Raw genomic sequence first — 22196 nt, 5'->3', positions numbered from 1 at the left:
TATCAAATGATACATTAAACTTAGCGTTTCAATCCCCTTGATCGGGTCAAATTTGTTTAAATTCCGCGCTTTTTGAAGTGATCGGATACACATACGGAAAAAGTGGGTTTCAATCCCCTTGATCGGGTCAAATTTAACAATGATAAGTAAAAGAACCTATTTTAAATATCTTTATAATCACAAATTTTCGAAATTTTAGCAAAAAAGATGGAAATTTAAGCTAAAAGCCAAAAGTGTTAAATGTGCGTACAAAATATGCAAAAAATAATAATTTTTAAACAAAAATTTAAAAAATATAAACATTTGCCTTTAATTCATATATAATAAGACAATTTTAAAATCGAGCGTTGAAGTGAATAACGAAACTAATATGATTTTGACCTTTTCTCACAATATAAGGGCGGCAAGAGATGGTCTTGGTGTGCCGATAAAATTACCAGATCTTAATAAATTTATCCCCAAACTTAAAACAAATAGAAAAATGGCCTAAAAGAGCATGGTAGGCGCGGTTTTAGACTATGTGAAGATAAGGAGTTTTGATGAGGTACGCCGAGCTTAGAGTGAAATTTGAGCCATCACAAAAGCCGCCATTTTTTATAGGCTCGCAGGTGCGAGGAGCCTTTGGGTATGCGCTAAAAAGCGTAAGCTGTATAAATCACGCCCATAAGTGCGACGAGTGCTTTGCAGGCGAGAGCTGTTTGTACCACGACTTTTATGAGAAGAAAAATAGCTACCATAGATATAGGCTGGACTTTGAGCTAGGGGCCAAAGAGTATGACTTTGGTATAGTTTTGCTAGAGAGCGCATGCGAAAAACTACCATATATCGCCTCTGCGGCATATATGATGCTAAAGAGATATGGCCTTGGTAAAGATAGGGTTAGGTATGATAAATTTGATATGTTTGTAAATGGTGAGGCGTGCTTGGCGGAGGATAAAATAAGCCTACCTAAAGAGTACGTGAGAGAATTTAGCTTTGATGATGACGGAGGTGATGTCAGGGTCAAATTTATAACACCGTTAAGAATAAAAAAAGATAATGTTTTTTTTAAAAAATGACAATATAAGTCTAAAAGAGATACTAAACTCCATCTACCAAAGAAGGCTTGGCCTCTTTGGACAAGATCATGAGGCGTTGCCATTTGAAGTAAAAGGCGAGATAACCAAAAAGGATCTAAAATACGTGGAGCTAACTAGGCGTAGTAATAGACAAAATACGACTATGAATTTTGGCGGACTAGTGGGCTCTTTGGAGATAAAAGGCGTTAGCAAAGAGTGCATGGAGCTGCTAAAGCTAGGCGAGATAATAGGCGCAGGAAAGCAAACTGTTTTTGGATTAGGAAAAATAAAAACGGAGGATATGAATGAGCAAATTTAGCAGTTATTTTAGCGATGAGTTTGCTGCTTTGGAGCAAGGATCAAAAGATATAGATGAGATATTGCAAGACAAGATGTTTTTGATCGGCGGGGATTTTTACGGGATACAAAAATTTATATTTGATAATCTAGGCTCGAAAAACGCAGCCAAAGTACTAAGGGCAAAGTCTGCATTTTGCGAGCTTTTCATGGTGGTTTTGTCTAAATTTATCTGCCAAAAATTTAGCATAGATGAAAAATGTATCTTGTCATGCACGGCTGGTAAATTTGAGATACTATCGCCAAAATTCGACGAAGCTATTTTTAAAGAGATAAAAGGCGTTGTAAATGCTTATTTTATAAAAAATTTCTTTGGCGTTAGTGGTGTTAGTCTATCTTGCGTGGAGTGTGAGAGAGCGGACTTTACGGAGCCTCAGCGATATAAAGAGCTAAGGGATAAGATCAGCAAGGCTGTTGAGCTAGAGAAATTTAAAAAGCTAAATTTAAAAGAGCAAGAGCCGGTGCTTTCATATGATAAGGGCATAACAAATCAAACTCTTTGCAGAATTTGTAATATAAGAAAGATAGCTCACGACAAAGATAAATGCGAAATTTGTGCCGCTTTTGTGCGTCTTGGTGAAAAGCTAGCTGGCGATAGCAAAAAGATAAATAGCAAAGATATAGGCATAGACTTTATGGACGTGGATCTTGAGATAAGCGAAAATACAAGATCATACGTCGCTAAAAATGCGGGCAGCATAGTGGACTTTGAAGATCTGGCTAAAAAATCGCGCGGAGATAATGCGATCGCCGTGATAAAAGCTGACGTGGATAATATGGGAAATTTCATAAAAAATAGCGACGTGACGCAAAGTTTTGCAAATTTTGACACATTTTCAAAGGGGATAAATAACTTTTTCTCTCTATACGTGCCACAAAAGATGAGGGAAAAATTTGAAAATAGCTATACGGTCTTTGCCGGCGGCGATGATCTGCTGATAGTTGGAAGCTATGATCAGATGATAGAGCTTGCACTTTTTGTAAGGCAAGAATTTATGAAATTTGTAAAGACAAAAGGCTTGAGCATATCTTTTGGCATCATTTTGGCAAAACCATCTACGCCGATAAGCTTTCTAGCTCAAACTAGCGAAAAATGGCTGGAGAGCTCAAAAGAGATAGATGGCAAAGATGCGATTAGTATCTTTGGAGAGACTGCCAAATGGGATAGCTATTTAAGCGTCAGAAGTCAAATTTTAGATGAATTTACTAAATTTAATATAGACAATACGGCGTTTTTATATAGACTGCTTGAGCTTTGCGAAATGAGCAAAAACGTATGCGAGGATGTAAAAAATACGATGTGGAAGTCAAAGCTAAGCTATAGCTTTACTCGAAATATGCAAGGTGGCGGCGAGATGAATGAGCTACTTCTTATGCTAAACAATGTGATAGAAAACAATCCAAAGGAGAGCAAAATGGCTATTTGTGAATACATATATAAAAGGAGAGAACGATGAATGGATATAGAAATGGCGGTGGTAACTATAATGCTGGCAATAAACCGCAAGCAAACTCTTTGCCGCTAATCGTTTTAGACTACAAAAAAGATCTAAATTTGTTTGATACTACGGCAAAAACGGTTGCTGAGAAAATATCGGGAACAAAAGCTACGCAAATGAGAGCATTTTATGACTATGTCATAGAGCTAGAACAAAAATCAAACACCGAAGACTTTAGCGAAATTTTGCCATTTGTAAAGATGCTAAATTCAAAGGCGGCTTATTCAAATGCCAGGAGACATTCTACTAGCGAATTTGTTGAGATGATAAACAAGTGCGTGGCTCAGGTAAGAACAAAAGATGATCTAAGGGTATTTAAACTCTTTTTTGAGGCTGTTATAGGCTTTTCTAAGAAATAAGGAGAAAATATGAAAATTTTAACTTTAAAGGGACAAATAGAGCTTTTAAGCGGACTTCATATAGGTGGCGGCGATGATACTATGAAGATAGGCGGTATAGACTCGCAAGTGATAAAAGATATAAACACAAATAAGCCTTATATCCCAGGAAGCTCACTAAAAGGTAAAATGAGAAGCTTGCTAGAGTGGAATAATAGGCTAGTTAGTTATGGTGAAGGAGAAGTATTTAACTCTAAAATTTTAGAAAAAGTACCAGAGCCAGATAAAAAAGCGGCACAAAATTTACTAAAAATTTTTGGCGATAAAGAGAATAAATTTGGCATTACTAGGATAAGCGTTGGGGATTGTTTGTTGTCTAGCGAGAGTGAAGGGCTAAAACTAAGCGAAGCAAAATATGAAAACGTGATAAACAGAGAAAGCGGAACTGCAGAGCATCCTCGCCAGATCGAGCGTGTGCCAGCTGGAGTGAAATTTGACCTTGTTATCAGACTAAAAGTTTTTGATGAAAAAGAGCCTTATAACGACAACGAAAACGAGCTAAAAGAGATGGTTGAGAGCGGACTCAAGCTAATACAAAACGACTATCTAGGCGGTAGCGGCTCAAGAGGTTACGGAAGGGTTGAATTTGAAAATTTAAGGTGGGAATAATGACGCTTTATAAAACTACCATAACACCCAAGTCAAATTTTACAACGCCACTAAAGGGCGATACTTTGTTTGGACAAATTTGCTGGGCGATCAGATATGTGCTCGGGGAATATAGGCTAAATGAGCTACTAAGTGACTACGACAAAAAGCCATTTTTGATAGTATCTGATGGTTTTGCTAGCGGATATGTGTCAAAGCCCTGCATTCCAAGTCATCTTTTGGGCGAAAATTTGGAGCTAAAAAAAGAAAATAGAAAGAAAATTTGGCTTAGCATGGAGGATCTGCAAAGCGGAAATTTCAAAAATGCTAAAACAAGCTACGAGATCAGCTACGAGCTTAAAAAGACAGCTACGATCAAAAATTCCATAAATTATCTCACATTTACAACAGATGATAGCGGTAAATTTGCGCCTTATGCTTTAATGGAGATGAAATTTAGTAAGCAAGATATCTACTTTTTGTTAGATGATAAATTTGAGCTAAAAGAGCTAGAAGGGGCGTTTAGGCTTATATCTAAAAGCGGCTATGGCAAGAGAGCTAGCATAGGCAAAGGAGCGTTTGAGTATAGCACGCTTGAAAAAGTATCCGTAAAAAAGAGCTCAAATGCCTTTATGACGCTTAGTCCTGTTGTGATAGATGATGAAAATTTAAAAGAGTTTTTCTATGAGCCGTTTACGAGATTTGGCAAACATGGCGGAGGGCTTGCAAGTACAAATCCTTTTAAAAGTCCTATTCTAATGGCTGATAGCGGTAGCGTGGTAGTATATGATGAAATTTGCGAAAGAGAGTATGCGGGAAAGGCTATAAGCGGACACTCCGCGAACGCAAATACGGTACACCAAGGATATAGCATACTAATAGCTACGGAGATAAAAAATGCGTGATGAAACTAAAAACTATAAAATCAAACTAAAGCCTATAAGTCCGATACATATAGGTACCGGCGAAGCCTATGAGCCTATGAACTACGTCATAGACAAAGGTGAGGACGATAAATACTATATGTATGTTTTTGATGAATTTGAATTTGTTAAAGGACTTAATGATAAGTCTAAAGAAGAATTTAATAAAATAGCCTCAGATGCTACGGATGTGGGTATACTTAAGTTGCAAAAATTTATAAAAGAGAAGAATTCTCTGGCCAAAAAAATATCTTACTACAAAGTACAGGCGCTAAAAAATATCACAGAAGACTATAACGAAAAAATAGGAAAAGTTGTTCAAAGAGAGGGTGGTGGTAAAAAAGTCATAAACCAACTGGTTATTGAAAAGACACTTGTCTCTCCAAATTTAAAAAAAGCCATTATTTCCGGAAGCTCTTTAAAGGGTGCAATAGCGACAGCCTTTGGCGAAATGCTTTTAAAAAAGAGTAAAAGTTATGATACAAAAGAGTATTTTAGTGATTTTCTAGTAGCTGATAGCGAGGTGATAGAGTCACATACTTTTGCTTCAGTTGCTATAAATATAAAAAGAAACAGAGAGCCAAGAGGACAAAATGGTAGTCAAGGCATACCAGTAAGATACGAGGTAATAAACTCAAAAAGCGAATTTGAAACAACGTTTACTATAAAAAACAATAAATTTGGCATTGACGAGCTAATAAAAGCTTGCAACTCTCACTATTTGCCGATATTTGCCTCTCAGTTTAGCTACGAAACGGACGAATTTACCCGAGAAGCTCTATCTGATAAATTTATTGAAAAATATGAGAATTTTAAACTTGCAGGCAATCAATTTTTATTGAGGGTCGGTAAACATAGTGGTGCAAGAGCTGTTACAGTAGATGGCGCCAGAAAGATAAAAATCATGAAAGGTAAAGGGCAAAAACCATCTATCCAAGAGGAAGAGACGACAGCTTGGCTTATAAATAAACAGCCGTTTGGTTGGCTACTTTGTGAAATTTTAGAATAGGATTGATCTTTTTTAACAATGTGACGAACTTAACCAAACCATCCTTGTAAATTTATATAAATTGTAGTATTATACTCCTAAATATTTAAGGATAAAATACTATGTACATCAAACGAGCCATAAGCGACGAAATAAAAGAGTATATGAAAAGCTTTCCTGTGCTTTTGATAAGCGGAGCTAGACAAGTCGGTAAATCAACACTTGCCTTGAATTTAGATATACCAAACTACATAACGCTTGACGACATAAACATATATGAATCCGCAAGAAACGATCCCAAAGGCTTTATAGAGCATTGCAATAAGCCTATCGTGATAGATGAGATACAAAGAGTACCAATACTACTTGTTGCCATAAAAGAATTTGTAGATAAAAACAGAACAAACAGTCAGTTTATATTAACCGGCTCTGCAAATTTAAAGGGCTTTAATGATATCTCAGACTCTTTGGCTGGCAGGATAGGCATAGTGGAACTCTATCCGCTTTCTCAAAAAGAGTTAAGCCATAGTGATGAAAATTTGATAGATATTTTAAGTGGCGATATAAGCCATCTTGCGCTAAAGAAGTATGACAACGACGGCTTATCTGAAAAGATCATAAATGGCGGCTACCCGGAGATCACAAAGATAGGCTCAGAGAAATCAAAATACCTATGGTTTAGCTCGTACATAAGAACATATATAGAATCAGACGCCAAAGAGATAGGCAACATAAGAAATATGGATAAATTTATCACGATGTACCGCTTGTGTATGCTAAGAAGTGGCAATATCTTTAATAAAAACGAGCTATGTCTAGAGTCTGGGCTTGACAATAAGACATTTGATAGCTATTTTAGCGTGCTTGAACATACATATCAGATCCAAAAGCTGCAACCGTATTTTAATAACGCTCTAAAAAGGCTCATAAAAACACCTAAAATTTTTGCTACCGACACAGGGGTGCTGGCACACTTACTACAAATTTCTTCAGCACAAGAGCTTGCAAATTCTTCATATAAAGGTGCCATATATGAGACATTTGTATTTGATGAGCTACTAAAGGCAAATACAAGTAGCAAAAAAAGAGCAAATATATATTATTATAGAACGAGCGATCAAAAAGAGATAGACTTTATCCTTGAGATATCAGGCAAACTCATAGCCATAGAGGTCAAGTCCTCAAAAACTATCAGTAAGGATGACTTTAAGCACATTCATCATCTAAAAGAGAATTTGCAAAGTAAATTTGATAAGGGCATAGTTTTTTATGCTGGAGATACGGCTATAAAGCTAGATGACGATATGTTTGCATTGCCGTTTGGATTTATGGGGTAAGAGATGGCCATAGTAAAGAGCGATTATAAAAAGGTCGAAACTTGTTTATTCATGCATAAAGAAAAACCAAACGTCTTTTTGCTAAGAAAGGTTATAGGAAGCAAGTACTTTACAAAAGTGCTTACGCTTGAAATTCGTAGTGGTTGGAGCATGAGAGAATATAAAAATGAAGCCAAAAAAGAGCTTGTAAAGTGGTTAGATGGCGTAACTAAGCAGGCAAAGGGGCTGAAATTTAAAGATACCACTAAGGTTAATGACTTATTTGAGCTGTGGAAGGACAAAAAAGATACCAGCAAAAAGTCGGTAGCTAGCGACATTGCATTTTATGAGACCTATTTGCAAGATAGTATCGGCAAAGAGATCGTAGTAGACGTTATAGCTGCCCAAATAGACGATATTATCCATAATCTAATGTACGATGGAAAATTTAATAAAATAATGGGAAAAGTGCGGGTATTGTCAAAGCGTACAGCATATGATAATACAAGGCGAATTTTAGGCGAGATGTTTGATATAGCGCTTCGCAATCAGCTAATAGTAGTAAATCCGTGCACTCTGCTAACTAAAATAGCTAAAACGACTAGAAAAACGATAGTAAAAGATGCAGTCGGTAAATTTTATAAGTTAAAAACGGCTATCTTGGAGCTTTATAAAGATGATCCGTTTTGGAGGGGATTTTTCTTGTTTTGTTTATATGGTAGGCGAAAAGGAGAAGTTGTTGGCTTAAAATGGGAAAATGTTGATCTAGAAAATGACGTATATTATCTAATAGATACAAAAAACGGAAACGACTATAAAAAGCCGCTTCCTTTTCTTGTAAAAGAGGCCATAATGCAAATACCTGCAGATAGATGCAGCTTAGTATTTGCAAGTCCAAAAACCGGCGAGTCTATTAAAAATACGGATAGACAAAAGATGAAACTCGATAAATTTGTGGGTTTTGATGATTTTAAGCTACACGGCACTAGACACATAAGCGGTTCGGCACTCGAAGAACTTGGTGCGAATAGTGACATTATTAAAGATCATCTCACCCACAAACGTGACGGCGTGACGTATAAAAATTACGTAACTTACGATACCTATATAAATAGCTGTAAGGCTCTTGAGCTACTAGATAGCATAAAGGAAGATTATGAATTTTGATAATGTTATAAATTTTACTTATGATCCTAAGAATGCTTTTTCGCAGTTAACATCAAACTTAATACTACATATATGCGAATTTTTTATTAACGAAAAATTTTTTATAAGTGCTTTTTATGTATATGGAGTTATTAACAATGCACAACTTCAAATAATGGATATTTTTAAAAATTTTATAGTCGTAGAAAAAGTTGATAAAGACAAATTAGACGACCTTGGTTCAGCACAGTTTGTATACTTTGAAGAGGATGATTCTTACTGCACTATTGATCCTCGCCAAACGGTAGAAAACATGGAAAAAGTTAAGGGTATGTTTGGTGGAGACATTGAAATATTGAAATTATCCCCATATCTTACAAATCAAGATATTTTTATTAAAGAATTGGCATGGCACACGTTTTTGTATATAGTAACAAAGCTTAACAGTATCCTATATTCCAAGAATCAATATTTTAAAGATTTTTTTGATGCAGTTGATACACTAAGGAAGCAAAATTTTCCATTTGGTGATCACGATGAAAAATACCAAGACTGCTTTTCTAAAAATTATGAGAAATATATAACAATTATAAACGGAACACTTAAGAAAATATCAGAATTTAGAAATTTAAAAATATCTCAAGAAATTAAACGAAATAAATATATAGTAGCTTTAAATAATGCGATAGATTACACTTTTGAGGAAAATAACTTAGAATTTGAGAAAAATATTTTAATCAAAGTCTGATAAAAGCGCAAAAATTTGAAAAAATTTGGCCATTCTTTGTGCTTTTAAATTTTTGATTTTTACTATGATGTCCGAAAAGATAACAAGGATATCATATGAATAATCCTATAAAACAAAATCGTTGGCTAACGCCGAAGGATGTTGTGCAAGAGTATGGAATAAGCATAAATACTCAAGCAAAATATCGCATGAGAGGCTTAATACCGTTTTCTAAAATAAATAAGATCATAAGATACGATAGAACCAAGCTAGATGAATGATTGAGTACCACGCTATTGAAGTAAAGAGATAGTGTTATGATACAACCAAACCATACCTGTAAGATATCAGTACGTTTCAGTGAAGATCAAAAGAACAATATTAAATTAAATGCTGCAATGGCCGGCATTACTGTCTCTAGCTATATAAGAAATGCCGTATCTAGTTCTAAGCCACCCATTCATAAATTTGATAGAGCTATGATGGTAAAAATATCAAAGATAGGCAACAATTTAAATCAGATTGCAAGGTATGTTAATTTAAACAAAAGCATAGATCAAATTGTCTTAAAACACATAATATCTATTGATAATGACCTGGATGGATTGTTAAGCAAGACTAAGTAGCATGCTTATTAAGTTTTTTAAAACCAATAGCGGTGGTGGTGAATCAGGTATAGACTATCTACTAAACAGTAGAGTTGCCGATAAAACAGCCTATGTCATAAAAGGAAATGAGCATGTTACTAGACAGATTATAAATAATATTGAGAATAGACAAAAACTTGTATTGGATGTTTGTCGTTTGAAGAAGACAATATTGATCAAAATGTAAAAAAGAGTTAATACGCGAATTTGAAAGAATACTGTTTGGTATGTACAGAGGAAGATTCAATATTCTTTGGGTTGAGCATATAGACAAAGGAAGGCTGGAACTAAATTTTGTTATTCCAAAAATAGACTTGAAAAGTGGTCTAGCATTTAATCCGTATTATCACAAAGCAGATATGCCATTAATAGACAGTTGGCAAAACTATACAAATTTAAGATATAACTTCTCAGACCCAAAAGACCCAGCTAAGAGCCATATACTTCAAGGCCAAAGAAAAGAGCTTAGCCTAATCAAAGACTATATTGAGCTTGAAAGAATATTAATAGATAAGTTCATAAATCAAGAATTTACTTGCAGGAGCGACATATTAAAAGCATTTAACGACAGCAATATAGAAATAACTAGGGTTGGAGAAGACTATGTTAGTGTAAAGCTTCCAAATTCAAAGAAGGCAAGAAGATTTAAAGGAGATATGTTTAATGAAAAATTTACAAGCATTGAGGCAATGGAGCAACTCAGAAGTAAAGCAGATGCAAGAGCAGCAGAATTTAAAGATACAAGAGATTTATCAAGAAATGAAAATGATGCAAGAGTCGTATCAAAGCGAGAAAAAGAGCTTGATAGACTCAAAGCAGCTTGTATTAAACAAGTTCAAAAAAGAGATCGATGGCTTAAAAGTCAAGCTGAAAGAGAACCTAAACAAAACAAAGGCTTTCAAAATCATATCATTGATACTATTGGTGATAATAATATTTATAACAACATGGTTGATAAAAACAAAAATAGAGATATCGTCTTTAGAAAAAGAGAACAAAGGGATGAATCGTTATATAGAAAAATATATAAATGGCGACAACTAAAAAATAAAATCACAATTTTTGATAAAAGGATAGATAATGACACTATTAGAGCAAACATTATTAATAGAATTAGAAGAAAAAGAGAGGCAAGAGAGCGAGAAAATGGAACTTTTATGTCAATTGTTACAAGTGTGCAATGTATTGTCAAACAAGTTGAGTCCATTATCTCAGGAATTAAAAACATTCGAATACGAGTTGCAGGACTTAGGAGCCTTTATGCAAAAACAGAGCGAGGCATTGATGAAATTGTCGCAAGACGCCGAAACATCATAAATCAATATAATCAAAAATCTCAGTCACAATATCAAATATCACAAAAGACAGAAAACAAAATTCCTCAGAAAACTGCCGAAATTGATTTCCTATAATGGTCTTATATTTTATTTGCAAGACCATTTTGCACACAAATAACCATACAAGTAATATTACTCCAAGATTCAATCTTTATAATACATTAGTGTCTTATTCCAGTAGTATTAAATTTTTTTATAAAATAATAAAAAATAATATCTTAACGCTAAAATTTTAAATGCCTAAATGGGGTTTTAGGGGCAACCCCTAACGAGGTTTTTGTCTGCATGTCAGACAAAAAGTATCCTCGCCCAAGCGAAAAAAGTTGTTAGTTTTTACCATATTGTCTATGTACCAAAATAAAAAGTTAGGATCTGTGTAATAATTTGGCGTTTGCTATAACTAGGCTATAAAAACATTATTGAAAATGTTAAGCTTTTTGAAATGTTTGATTTTAACAAAAAATATTTTTAAAATTTTTATTTTTATCTTCTATTTCGCCGTGTATTAGTTTTTCTTTTTGGTAGAAAACGGACTAATAAATGGCACCCAAGATGGCACCCGGCCAAACCTTAAAGCTTTGAAATATCGATAAAATAGGGATTAGTAAGGAAATGGTGGTTAGAGGCAGAATCGAACTGCCGACACGCAGATTTTCAGTCTGCTGCTCTACCGACTGAGCTATCCAACCACCCGTTAAAGAAAGTCAGATTATACATGTTTAATATTTAAAGCAAGTTTAAAATACACACTTTTTTAAATAAAATAAGTTATGTTTTTCTATTTTGGCTTGAAATATAAAAGAAATTCTACAAAGCAGATAATAAATTACGAGCTTAAATAAGCTTGTAATTTATTTTAGTGTATATGAAATAGGAAAGCGCAGATAACGATCTTGTTTAGGTTTTGGAAACTCAGAGCTTGCTCTTTGAATATTTTCTAAAGCACCATTATCAAGCGACTCAAAACCAGAGCTTTTGCTAACTTTAAGTTCATCTATACTACCGTCTTGCCTGAGCAAAAACCTAACTTCTACAACGCCTTGATGCTTCATACGTCTAGCATTATTTGGGTAACTTTTATGCCTCTTAACTGCGATTATAACCTTCGTAAAATCTTCATCACCTTGTGAATTTGATAAATTTAGCTCAGGTGTTACATTTTGGACTGGAGCTGCAGCGATAGACTTGTTATTGGCTGGTAAATTTGTATTTACACTAGCTGGCGGTACAATAGGCTGCACTGGCTGAGCAATTACCGGTTCAGGTTTTGGCTCTATTTTTTTCTCTTTTTTAGGCTCTACCTTTTTTATTTCACGCTTTGGTTTCTCCACTTTTTTAGGTTCAGGTTTTGGTTCTGGCTTTGGCTCAGGTTTTGGAGGCTCTGGTGGTGGCGGTGGAGCTGGTGGAGTTGGCTCTGGTATAAGCATTTGCTCCGCTATTTGAGGTGCTGAGACTTGTGGCACCGGAGTAAATGAATTAAGAGCTATTTTTATCGGTTTTTGCTCACCTATTTTTATCTCATCAAAATTATGTGAAAGCAAAAAATATACTGCTGCTCCATGCACTATAAGCGAAACAGCTAAGCCGCTGTAATTTGAAATTTTATTCAGAGATTGTTTGGATTGCAAAATTTTCGTGGCCCTTCTCTTTTAATATATCAATTACTTTGACAAAGCTATCAAATTTCGAATTTTTATCGCTTTTTAGTTCGATCAATGTCTTTATATCGACCGCATTTAGCTTATCTTTGAGTTCATTCTCAGAAATTTCTACATCATCTATAAAAAATTTATTATCCTTATCAATTACTACGCTTACCTTTTTATCGTCCTCTTTGCTTTGCTCAGCACTGTTTGCACTTGGAAGATCAATAGCTATCTTGCCTTGAGCAATAAAAGTCGAAATGCTAAGCACGATAGCAAGCAAAACAAGCATAATATCAATAAATGGGACAATATTTAACCCATCTTTTTTATTTAGACGCATTTTCAGCCTTATATCTATTTAGCATCACATCTACTTTTCTGACAAAACCATTGTAAATCATCAAAGTTGGTATCGCCACAAGTAGTCCAAAAGCAGTTGCTTTTAGCGCAAGAGAAAGACCGACCATTATGCTTTTAGTATCGATTCCGCCTGCCATACCCATATCATAAAATGTGATCATAATTCCAGCAACTGTACCAAGAAGTCCTACATATGGCGCATTTGAGTAGATAATGTAAAGTGTGGTTAAATTTTTGGTTAGTGCTTCTTCAAGCGATTCGATACTTTTGTAGCCTTTTATATCAACGCGTGAATAAAAAATAATACGTTCAATCGTATACCAAAGTACAAAAAAACTCATAATGCCTAAAATCGCAATAATTACATGATCAATGTGATGTTTAATTAGCTCCATAATACCTTCTTAGTAAAAAATTTTTGCGTGATTATAGCTATATTGATAACCAATGTCAAATGTTTGGTAAAAATGTAATCAAATAAAAACTAAAATTTTTAATTTTGTATGTATATATTTAATATCTTTAGAATTTCAAAAATTTAATTTCTTTCTTAATAGCTCTATTTCAGTGATGACTATTTCTGGTACAAGCTCTTTCATACAGGCATGTGTTTTTATAGGACATACTCGCTTCATGCATGGCATACACTCTAAATTTAAGTGCACTATCTTTGCACTTTCATCTTGCCAAGGGCTGGTCTCTTTAAATTTAGTCGGTCCAAAAAGAGCCACAAGTGGCACTTTATAGGCAGCTGCGATATGCATAGGACCACTATCGTTTGTCAAAAAGACGCCATTTTTTATAGAGCCTATTAGTTCACAAAGCTCTTTTATGCTTGTTTTTCCGGCCAAATTTTCACATTTCATACCATTTTGCAAGAGTATTTGCTCGATTTCATTGCAAATTTCAAGCTCGGCTTTTGAGCCAGTGATCTTTACATCAAATTCATCTTTAAAGTGTAGTGCAACCTCTGCAAAATAGTGCGGATACCACCTTTTGGCACTTCCGTAGCTAGCACCTGGATTTAGCACGAGGAGCTTTTGCTCGCTTTTTTTGACTTCATAATAAATTTTTAGTTCGTTTGAAATTTCTTTTAAATTTAGGCATTGCTTTATGAAATTTAGGTATTTCTGTACCTGATGCAAGCTCTCGCTACTCTTTTTAAAGCAAAATTTTTGCGTTGCTTTTAGAAAAAATAGCAAGAATTTACTAGCAAATGAGCTCCTAAAGCTAATAGCGATATCAAATTTTCCAAGCTTGCTAGCCGTTTTTATAAGACTTAAATATCTTGAGCTTTGTTTTTTACTATCATCAATTACTACTTTTTCGCACTTTGGATGTGATTTGTAAAGCTCACAGGCCGCATAAGAGCCAAAAAATACAATATTTTTAGCATTTTTACTTAAATTTTCTATCGCCGCACTAGCCATCACAGCATCTCCAAGCCAAGTTGGAAGCTCTATAAAAACTCTCACTTTTGCTCCAAATTTAGTACTTCGTTTATGATTTCAAGAGTTTTGCTTGCATTTTCTTCTATACTAAATTTTTGCGAAAGTAAAAATGACTTCTCTTGCAGCTCTCTCATCATGTCATTATCATTAAGCACCTGCTCCGCTAGCTCCAGTATACTTTCATCATTTGGTTCACTCATGATAAAACGATTTTCTAAAATTTCAGCTGCCCCATTTTGAGCCGTTGTAAAGACAATATTTTTAAAGCTAAGTGCCTCTAGAACGACATTTGAAAATGGCTCATAGTGTGTTGGAAATATAAAAATATCGCTTGCTTCATAAAATTTTGCAGTCATTTTTTGCTCACCTGTAAAAAATGCATTTATCTTTAGCTTTTTTGCTAGCTTCTTATATGAATTTAAATTTTTATCTTTGCCTACTATTAGCGCATTTACTGGCGTTTTTAGCTTTGAGATAAGAAGCAAAAAGTCCTTTGCCCCTTTTCTTTTAAAGCCATTTCCGACAAAAAGCACAATTGGTAAATTGTAATCGAGTCCAAATTCTTCGCATACACTAAGTTTTGCTTCTCCTTTTTCTACTTTTTGTGGCAAATTTATACCGTTGTAAATGGTAACGATCTTTGACTCATCGATACCGTAAGCTGAAATGATTTGCTCTCTTATGTAGTTTGAGTTTGCGATTATCTTTTTAGAATTTTTAAAACAACGTTTTTCTAGATACGGATAGACAAAATTTAGAGGATTAACCCACCAAAATGGCTTTGTAGCACGATAAATTTTATGCACGCCATCCCCTGCTCTGTAAATATCCGCACAACTCACTCGCTCCAAGCTAAAATAAATCTCATCGCTTTGTTTTTGACGTCTTACTTGTGCGTTAAATCTCAAAGCCTTTTTCCATGACGAGATCCTAGCCTCTCCTAAGTATGAGCGTATAGATGTGTCTATACCTACGTCTTTTAGGGCTTTGGTAAGCCTTCTTAAATAGCGTTCGGCACCACCTACTGCATTTGGATTGATACGTAAAAAAACTATTTTTTTCATGACCTTAAGCTTTTTATTTTTGTGATTTTTTATTTGTAATGTCCGCCATAATATCAAAAATTTTTATAAATCAGCCTATTTTTTGCCTAAATTTCATAAAATTACACAAAGGATAAAAATGAAAACACTTACGATTATTGACACTTTTGGTTTCTTTTTTAGGCTCTATTACGCCATGAGCGGACTTAAAAACCGCGAGGGAAAGCCAAGCGGAATGGTGAGCGGCTTTGCAAATTTTATAGCAAGCCTCAAGGATGAATACCAAAGTGACTATCTCATCTTTGCACTTGACAGCAAAGGCAAGACCTTACGTCACGAAATTTTAGGTGATTACAAAGCAAACAGAAACGAGCCGCCAGCTCAGCTAAAAGAACAGCTTCCGGTTTGCATAGATATGATAGAAAAAATGGGGCTTTACAGCCTTAGCCGAGAGGGCTATGAGGCCGATGACATCATCGCAAGCGCAGTTAAATTTTGCAAAGACAAAGATATATTTGTGCGTATCGTCACCCACGATAAAGACCTCTACCAGCTCATAGAGGACGGCAAAGTGAGCATCTACAGCCCACAAAGCAAAATCGATCATGATAGTGCAAGCTGCTTTGAAAAATACGGCGTCTATCCAGCGCAGGTAAGGGACTTTCTAGCGATCGCAGGCGATAGCTCGGACAACATCCCAGGTGTCAAAGGCATCGGCGCAGTTGGAGCCAAGAAACTTTTAGCTGAGTATGGAAGCTTAGAGGGAATTTATGAAAATTTAGCCCTTCTTAGAAACGAGCGCACTAAAAATATGCTTGCTGCCGCAAAAGAAGAAGCATTTTTGAGCAAAAAACTAGCCACTTTATTTGATGACGCAGTTAGTTCATTTGATCTTGAGCATTCTAAATTTCCAGAGCAAAATCCTCTGATAAATATCTCAGAAATTTTAAAAGAGTACGATCTAAACAGACTTCTTAAGAGCTTGCAAAAAGAGGAAAATGCTGAATTTAAGCTTGGCTTTAGAGCAAATTTACTCCTTGATGAAGCTAGCATTGAAAAGCTCTTATCAGACGTCACACCAGAGACCATCGTCGCCTTTGACACTGAGACCACGGGCGTTGATAGCAGGAGCGCAAAGATCGTTGGATTTAGCTTTTGCTTTAACGATGAGGACGCCTACTACGTGCCGGTAGCTCACAACTACCTTGGTGTGCCGCAGCAAATCAGCCTAAAATTTGCCACTTGGGCGATAGGGCAAATTTATAAAGGCTGCGTGATCGGACAAAATTTAAAATATGACTTTGAGATCGTGAAAAACAATCTTGGTCTAAATCCCCCAGCAAATTTTAAAGACACGATGATCCTTGCGTGGCTTAGCGATCCAAACTCTAGTGTGGGCATGGACGCGCTGGCAAAGAGGCTATATGACTACGACACGATCAAATTTGAAGATGTGGTCAAAAAGGGGCAGACTTTTGGCGATGTGCCGCTAGAAAATGCAGCCAAATACGCGAGTGAGGATGCTTGGATAACACTTAAATTTTATAAAACTTTTTTAAACACGCTTGATAAAAATTTACTCACCCTTGCCGATACGCACGAGTTTCCTTTCATCCTCACGCTCTTTGACATGGAGCAAAACGGCATCAAGATAAATGAAGCCAAAATGCAAAAGCTCATCCTTGAAAATGACACCAAACTAAAGGCACTAACAAGTGAAACCTACGAGCTAAGCGGTGAAAATTTCAACATAAACTCAGTAAAACAGCTTGGCGTCATACTTTTTGAGCATCTAAAGCTTCCAACGAAAAAGAAGACAAAAACAGGATATAGCACCGATGAGAGCGTGCTAGCTGAGCTCATAGACGCTCACCCAGTGATCGAGAAAATTTTAGCCTACAGAGAGCTATATAAACTACAAAGCACCTACTGCGAGCCACTTTTGGCACTTGCGAAAAAGGATGAGGGCTCGCGAATTTACACGAGCTTTTTGCAAACTGGCACAAGCACTGGCAGGCTTTCAAGTAAAAATCCAAATTTACAAAATATTCCAGCTCGTGGCAGCCTTGCAAAGGATGTTAGAGGGTGTTTCGAGGCGCGCGAGGGGTATAGTTTTGTGGGGCTTGACTACAGCCAGATCGAGCTTAGGCTGCTAGCTCACTTTAGCCAAGATCCTGCGCTTCTTGAGGCGTTTAAAAATGACGAGGATATCCACGCAAGGACGGCCATTAGTATATTTGGTAGCAGCGACGGGCAAAATAGAGCCGTGGCAAAGAGTATAAATTTTGGCCTCATTTACGGCATGGGCTCAAGCAAGCTAGCAAATCAAGTAAACATCACAAGGGCCGAGGCAAAAGAGTATATAGAGCGCTATTTTAAGGCATTTGCGACGATCAAAGAGTTTTTGGAGGGGATAAAAATTTCAGCTAAAAATGATGGCTTTGTGCAGACGCTACTTGGCAGAAGGCGCTACTTTGACTTTAAAAGTGCTACACCTATGCAAATAGCTATGTTTGAGCGCGAGGCGGTAAATACGGTCTTTCAAGGCTCCGCAGCAGATCTAGTTAAGATGGCAATGGTAAAAGTTAGAGCAAATTTAGATGAAAATGCAAAAATGCTACTTCAGATCCACGACGAGCTGATCTTTGAAGTAAAAGACGAATTTGCACAGGAATTTGGTAGGGCGACGCAAAAGACAATGGAGGAAATTTACACGTTAAATGTGCCACTTAAAACATCGCTAAATATCGCCAAAAACTGGGGCGAGTTAAAATAGATAGATAAATTTTGCTGGAGCTTTTAAGATGATTAGTTCCTGCTTTATACTTAAAAATAAAGTTGTAATTTATCACTATATCTTTGGACTTTTATACTTTTGCAGAAAGCAAATGGCATCAGTCAAATAAGCCAGCAAGCAGCCCAATGCGTAACATACGATGTCGCTAACGTCAAATGTTCCGCCAAAGACTATGCGTATTATTAAATTATGAATATCTAAAATTTCAAGCACTTTAAAGTATTGTAAAATTTCTATAAATAGTGAGAAAGCAAATATTTCAAATGCTAAAATTTTTGGTGTAGTTTTAAATACGGCTCGTCCAAATGCGTAAAGCATCACCGTAACTAGCACATCACCCAAATAATGACGCACGAAGCCACCTTTGACAAAAACTGCGATATAAATTTCGATTGCTAAAATCACGATTGCCACGACTAAAAAGAACAATCTGGCTCGCAAGCTATGTCTCATTTTCTCGTATTGAAAAGATTTGTATATTTTTCGCTTTACTTGCATTTTTTACTTATTTGAAAATTTTACTTTTTATAAATTAGAAATGATATCCATGCCATCTTTAAAGCCAGGATTATACTGGATATATTTCTCGCCCACAAATGTATTTATAACTTCTGCCTTATGCTCGTTAAAAAGAGTATTCCATTAGGTTTTACTTGAAATTGCCAAAACCCAGCTATTTCATGAATTGTAACAGATAATAGCAATATTGCCAAATAAAAAATTTCTTATTTTTAAAATTCTTTGACAAGAAATATTAATCAAAATAGCTTTTGAAAATATTTTTTAGACACTTAATAACTTTTTGGTTTAAGGATAATGAAATTTATGGATTAAAATTTTTCTATAAAATCTTTAAAAATTTCATAAAGTTTATTTACTTCACCAACACTAACTCGCTCGTTTTTGGCGTGTATACGATCGTTTCTCACGCCAAATTCTATCGCATCTACACCAAATTTAGCAAAGTGCCTTGCATCGCTCGTGCCGCCCTTTGTATTTAGAACCGGCGTAACTCCGGTGATCTTTTTGACAGAAGCTATTAAATTTTTTACGATTTTGCTATCTTTGTTTGTTAAAAATCTCTTTGAGCTTTGCTTTATACTAAGCTCGTAATCAAGCCCTTTTAAGACCTCTCTAAGATAGCTCTCAACGTCATTTACGTCGGTTAAATTTGAGTTTCTCACATTAAACATTATGCTAAGCTCGCTCGGCGTGACGTTGCAAACTTGTATGCCGCCTCTAATATCAGTTATCACAATCTTGCTTGGACTAAAAAACTCACTTCCAGCGTCCATATCGTGATCAGCTATTTTACTTAAAAGTGGAGCTATCAAATTTACCGGATTTACACACTTTTCAGGATATGCTACGTGCCCTTGAATGCCATTTATCACGATCTTGCCATTTATCGAGCCACGTCTACCAACTTTTATGCTATCACCAAATTCTTTATCGCAAGTTGGCTCAGCAACGACGCAAAATTTTGGTAGATCGCCTATCTTGCGCAGATATTCAAGTGCTAAAGGCGTACCATATGTGCCATCGCCCTCTTCGTCACTTGTTAAAATAAGACTTAGCTTACCATTAAATTTCGCATCTTTAGCAGCGCAAACAAAAGCAGCCACGCCACTTTTCATATCCTGTGCGCCTCTTGCATAGATGTAGCCATCTTTTTCTAGTGGAGTAAATGGCTCACTATCCCAGCCCTCACCTGGAGGCACGACATCAACGTGTCCAGCAAAAGCTAGATGCTCGCCATCACCATAAATTTTAGAGAGTATGAGATTTTTGGTGCCGTTTTTTTCTATAAATTTTGCCTCAAAATCAGGCAAAAATCTAGCGATAAATTCTAAGCTTCCAGCATTATTAGGTGTGATAGAGCGAAAGCTTAAAAGCTCTTTTAAAAAGCTAATTACCACTAAGTACCTTATGAGCCAGCACGCTCTGGTGCACCAAAATAAAAGCCCTGGAACTCATCTACGCCGATCTCTTTACAGATTTCAAATATCTCTTTTGAATGCACATATTCAGCAATAGTTTTTATACCAAGGTCTTTTGCAAATGCCACGATCGCACTTGCGATAGAGTGTGAATCTTTATTTATGTCTATATCTTTTATAATAGAGCCATCGATCTTCACGTAGTCAGGCTTAATCTTTATGATGTAAGAAAAATTTGAATATCCTGAGCCAAAATCATCGATAGCAATCTTTGCACCCATGCTTTTTACACGCTCGATAAAATTTGAAACTCTCTCTAAATTTTTAAGCTCTTCATCTTCAACGATCTCAAATACTACTCTACCAGCAACATTGTGCTTGTTTAATAAATTTAAAACAAGTGAGCTAACATCACCATCGATCATATCTCTACTGCTTAAATTTATAGAAAGTACTAAATTCTTATCCTCTACAAGCTGCTTAAAACACTTTACAATGAGTTGTTTCTCAAGATCAGCATAACGCTTAATGCGCTTTGAGATATCTAAAAAGACATTTGGTGATATAACGTCGCCTCTATCTAAAAGTCTTATCAAGCATTCGTATTTTACAGGTACCTTTTGGTCATTAACTATCGGCTGAAAATAAGGAACAATATTGTTGTTTATAGTGGCGTATTGTATCAGTTTAGAGCGTTCTATTTGAGTTGCATATTCCTCTTTTTGATTTAGCCCTTTGAAATAACAAACATAGTCTTTATCTTGCTCTTTTGCTGTTTTTAATGCTATTGTTGCTTTTCTTAGCGTTTGGTCACTATCAAGAGCAAAGCCTATTGTACTATGTATCTCGATACCTTCTATCTCCCTACCATCTTCATCTACTATACTTAGCATACGACCTTTAAAAATTTCTATCAAATCTTCAACCATATCTTCATATCTATCGATAAAGCTATCGCTATCTTCTACCAGAGCAAACCTATCTGCTTCTATACAGTAAGCCTTCATATTCTCGTTTTTGGCAAATTCACTGATCAAATCAGCCATCTTGACCAAAATCTGATCACATGCAAATTTACCGTAAAAGTCATTCATCTTGCCAAAATCGTCAATATCTATAAGCACTACTTTAGGATTTTCATAGCTATTAATATCACGCACCAATGCTGTTTTATTTAAAAGTCCAGTCATCGGATCGATATAAAGCTTTTCTCCAAGCTCTTCTATCTGTTTTTTAGTATCTGTTTTTAATGCGTTATAGTTATTTTTTTCTTTTATATATTTAACCGCGTACCATATACAAGTAGACAAAGCAACTATTGCACCAACGAGGCTTAAGATGAATGTTAAAGCCATATTATTTAAAAGCCACTCAAAAAAGTACTCATCATGCGTACCAGTAATACGTTGATCAACCTTTCCTTTAAAGCCTAATATATACTCTCCAACCGGCACAAACATACAAACTTGAGCAGCATTTTCTGGCAAAATTTTTGCCCAAAAATAATCTTTTTGGAAATTATGAGCAAAGATATTTCCACAGCTTTTGTCATTAAACTCTTGATTTATTATTCTTTTATCTGAAGACGCTACGACCTTGTATCCATTTTTATTATCATCCTTTAATAAAAGAACATCACCCATAGCACTATCGTTAATGTAAGATTGGAAATTTGAGACATCATATTTGCTGACATTTTTAAAATAATCAACATATTGATATGTCAAATAATCAACTTTCTTTCGAAGATTAAAACCATTTTCAGCAGAAGCATTATTAAATTTAAAATAAAAAACTGCCAGGTTTTCGACTAAAAAAATACTTCCCAAAACAAACACTAAACCTATAATCGTTTTAGTGATGTTTAGATTTTTACCCGTTTGCTCGTCCTTGTTACTCAAAAGTTACTTCCCTTGTTTTGTGTAATTGCCCTGATTATATCAACCTTAAAATAAATTTTAACTTTTGGGAAGAA

At 35.5% G+C, this 22196-nt stretch carries 22 protein-coding genes and 1 tRNA gene; 14 read left to right on the top strand and 9 right to left on the bottom strand.

Annotated features, from left to right (window positions below; translation table 11 throughout):
• The first annotated feature begins 539 nt into the window (after positions 1-539).
• The 13 genes from F3H00_RS09575 to F3H00_RS09515 all read left to right on the top strand — a co-directional run bounded on the left by F3H00_RS09575 (position 540) and on the right by F3H00_RS09515 (position 11059).
• Entirely contained in the window at positions 540-1058 is a 519-nt protein-coding gene (locus tag F3H00_RS09575) for a hypothetical protein (protein ID WP_149703825.1), read from the top strand.
• Positions 1039-1377 carry a CRISPR system precrRNA processing endoribonuclease RAMP protein Cas6 gene (gene cas6, locus F3H00_RS09570; protein WP_149703824.1) on the top strand — a complete coding sequence of 113 codons (339 nt, stop codon included), beginning with the start codon at positions 1039-1041 and terminating at the stop codon, positions 1375-1377. Before F3H00_RS09575 ends, cas6 begins: the two co-directional genes overlap by 20 nt.
• Positions 1364-2872 carry a type III-A CRISPR-associated protein Cas10/Csm1 gene (gene cas10 / locus F3H00_RS09565; RefSeq protein WP_148799193.1) on the top strand — a complete coding sequence of 503 codons (1509 nt, stop codon included), beginning with the start codon at positions 1364-1366 and terminating at the stop codon, positions 2870-2872. The genes cas6 and cas10 overlap by 14 nt, the downstream gene beginning before the upstream one ends.
• On the top strand, positions 2869-3273 hold the full coding sequence (csm2, locus tag F3H00_RS09560; RefSeq protein ID WP_148799191.1) for a type III-A CRISPR-associated protein Csm2: 405 nt from the start codon (positions 2869-2871) through the stop codon (positions 3271-3273). The genes cas10 and csm2 overlap by 4 nt, the downstream gene beginning before the upstream one ends.
• A 9-nt stretch (positions 3274-3282) precedes the next feature.
• The gene (csm3, locus tag F3H00_RS09555) at positions 3283-3921 is read left to right on the top strand and encodes a type III-A CRISPR-associated RAMP protein Csm3 (protein WP_148799189.1); all 639 of its coding nucleotides are present in this window, start codon (positions 3283-3285) and stop codon (positions 3919-3921) included.
• Positions 3921-4805 (top strand): type III-A CRISPR-associated RAMP protein Csm4, encoded by an 885-nt coding sequence (csm4, locus tag F3H00_RS09550; RefSeq protein WP_148799187.1) that lies wholly within the window; start codon positions 3921-3923, stop codon positions 4803-4805. The genes csm3 and csm4 overlap by 1 nt, the downstream gene beginning before the upstream one ends.
• Positions 4798-5832: a hypothetical protein gene (locus tag F3H00_RS09545; RefSeq protein ID WP_148799185.1), complete on the top strand. Its 1035-nt coding sequence runs from the start codon at positions 4798-4800 to the stop codon at positions 5830-5832. The genes csm4 and F3H00_RS09545 overlap by 8 nt, the downstream gene beginning before the upstream one ends.
• A 101-nt stretch (positions 5833-5933) precedes the next feature.
• Positions 5934-7148 carry an ATP-binding protein gene (locus F3H00_RS09540; protein ID WP_148800743.1) on the top strand — a complete coding sequence of 405 codons (1215 nt, stop codon included), beginning with the start codon at positions 5934-5936 and terminating at the stop codon, positions 7146-7148.
• A gap of 3 nt (positions 7149-7151) precedes the next feature.
• Positions 7152-8294: a tyrosine-type recombinase/integrase gene (locus tag F3H00_RS09535; RefSeq protein ID WP_148799678.1), complete on the top strand. Its 1143-nt coding sequence runs from the start codon at positions 7152-7154 to the stop codon at positions 8292-8294.
• Positions 8284-9021 (top strand): hypothetical protein, encoded by a 738-nt coding sequence (locus tag F3H00_RS09530; RefSeq protein WP_087578425.1) that lies wholly within the window; start codon positions 8284-8286, stop codon positions 9019-9021. The genes F3H00_RS09535 and F3H00_RS09530 overlap by 11 nt, the downstream gene beginning before the upstream one ends.
• 95 nt (positions 9022-9116) lie before the next feature.
• A complete protein-coding gene (locus F3H00_RS09525; RefSeq protein WP_148799676.1) occupies positions 9117-9281 on the top strand; it encodes a helix-turn-helix domain-containing protein in 165 nt (54 codons plus the stop codon).
• Positions 9282-9317: 36 nt separating this feature from the next.
• Positions 9318-9626, top strand: a complete 309-nt coding sequence (locus tag F3H00_RS10405) for a plasmid mobilization protein (protein ID WP_187424096.1) — start codon at positions 9318-9320, stop codon at positions 9624-9626.
• A gap of 248 nt (positions 9627-9874) precedes the next feature.
• A complete protein-coding gene (locus F3H00_RS09515; protein WP_149703823.1) occupies positions 9875-11059 on the top strand; it encodes a relaxase family protein in 1185 nt (394 codons plus the stop codon).
• A 538-nt stretch (positions 11060-11597) separates the two neighbouring features.
• Here the strand turns inward: F3H00_RS09515 and F3H00_RS09510 are convergent.
• From F3H00_RS09510 to F3H00_RS09485, 6 genes are all read right to left on the bottom strand, one after another.
• Positions 11598-11673 (bottom strand) — tRNA-Phe (locus tag F3H00_RS09510).
• Between the two features lie 162 nt (positions 11674-11835).
• Entirely contained in the window at positions 11836-12612 is a 777-nt protein-coding gene (locus tag F3H00_RS09505; protein ID WP_148799672.1) for an energy transducer TonB, read from the bottom strand.
• Positions 12587-12970, bottom strand: coding sequence for a TonB system transport protein ExbD (gene exbD / locus F3H00_RS09500; protein ID WP_072593836.1), 384 nt, complete (start codon positions 12968-12970; stop codon positions 12587-12589). Before exbD ends, F3H00_RS09505 begins: the two co-directional genes overlap by 26 nt.
• Positions 12957-13385, bottom strand: a complete 429-nt coding sequence (gene exbB, locus F3H00_RS09495) for a TonB-system energizer ExbB (protein WP_054196205.1) — start codon at positions 13383-13385, stop codon at positions 12957-12959. The genes exbD and exbB overlap by 14 nt, the downstream gene beginning before the upstream one ends.
• Positions 13386-13520: 135 nt before the next feature.
• On the bottom strand, positions 13521-14465 hold the full coding sequence (waaF, locus tag F3H00_RS09490) for a lipopolysaccharide heptosyltransferase II (RefSeq protein WP_148799670.1): 945 nt from the start codon (positions 14463-14465) through the stop codon (positions 13521-13523).
• A complete protein-coding gene (locus F3H00_RS09485; RefSeq protein WP_148799668.1) occupies positions 14462-15505 on the bottom strand; it encodes a glycosyltransferase family 4 protein in 1044 nt (347 codons plus the stop codon). The genes waaF and F3H00_RS09485 overlap by 4 nt, the downstream gene beginning before the upstream one ends.
• 118 nt (positions 15506-15623) lie before the next feature.
• On the opposite strand from F3H00_RS09485, the gene polA reads away from it, so the two are divergent.
• Positions 15624-18260: a DNA polymerase I gene (gene polA / locus F3H00_RS09480; RefSeq protein WP_148799666.1), complete on the top strand. Its 2637-nt coding sequence runs from the start codon at positions 15624-15626 to the stop codon at positions 18258-18260.
• Between the two features lie 75 nt (positions 18261-18335).
• Here the strand turns inward: polA and F3H00_RS09475 are convergent, their stop codons facing one another.
• The 3 genes from F3H00_RS09475 to F3H00_RS09465 form a co-directional block, all read right to left on the bottom strand.
• Positions 18336-18734, bottom strand: a complete 399-nt coding sequence (locus F3H00_RS09475) for a ribosomal maturation YjgA family protein (RefSeq protein WP_223155279.1) — start codon at positions 18732-18734, stop codon at positions 18336-18338.
• Positions 18735-19111: 377 nt separating this feature from the next.
• Positions 19112-20200: a succinyl-diaminopimelate desuccinylase gene (dapE, locus tag F3H00_RS09470; protein WP_148799662.1), complete on the bottom strand. Its 1089-nt coding sequence runs from the start codon at positions 20198-20200 to the stop codon at positions 19112-19114.
• 8 nt (positions 20201-20208) lie between these two features.
• Positions 20209-22122: an EAL domain-containing protein gene (locus F3H00_RS09465; RefSeq protein ID WP_148799660.1), complete on the bottom strand. Its 1914-nt coding sequence runs from the start codon at positions 22120-22122 to the stop codon at positions 20209-20211.
• Positions 22123-22196 lie beyond the last annotated feature (74 nt).

Origin of the sequence: Campylobacter concisus (assembly GCF_902460845.1) — a bacterium.
GTDB lineage: Bacteria > Campylobacterota > Campylobacteria > Campylobacterales > Campylobacteraceae > Campylobacter_A > Campylobacter_A concisus_X.
Note: the sequence above shows the minus strand (reverse complement) of the source record. Positions and strands in the feature narration are given on the sequence as shown.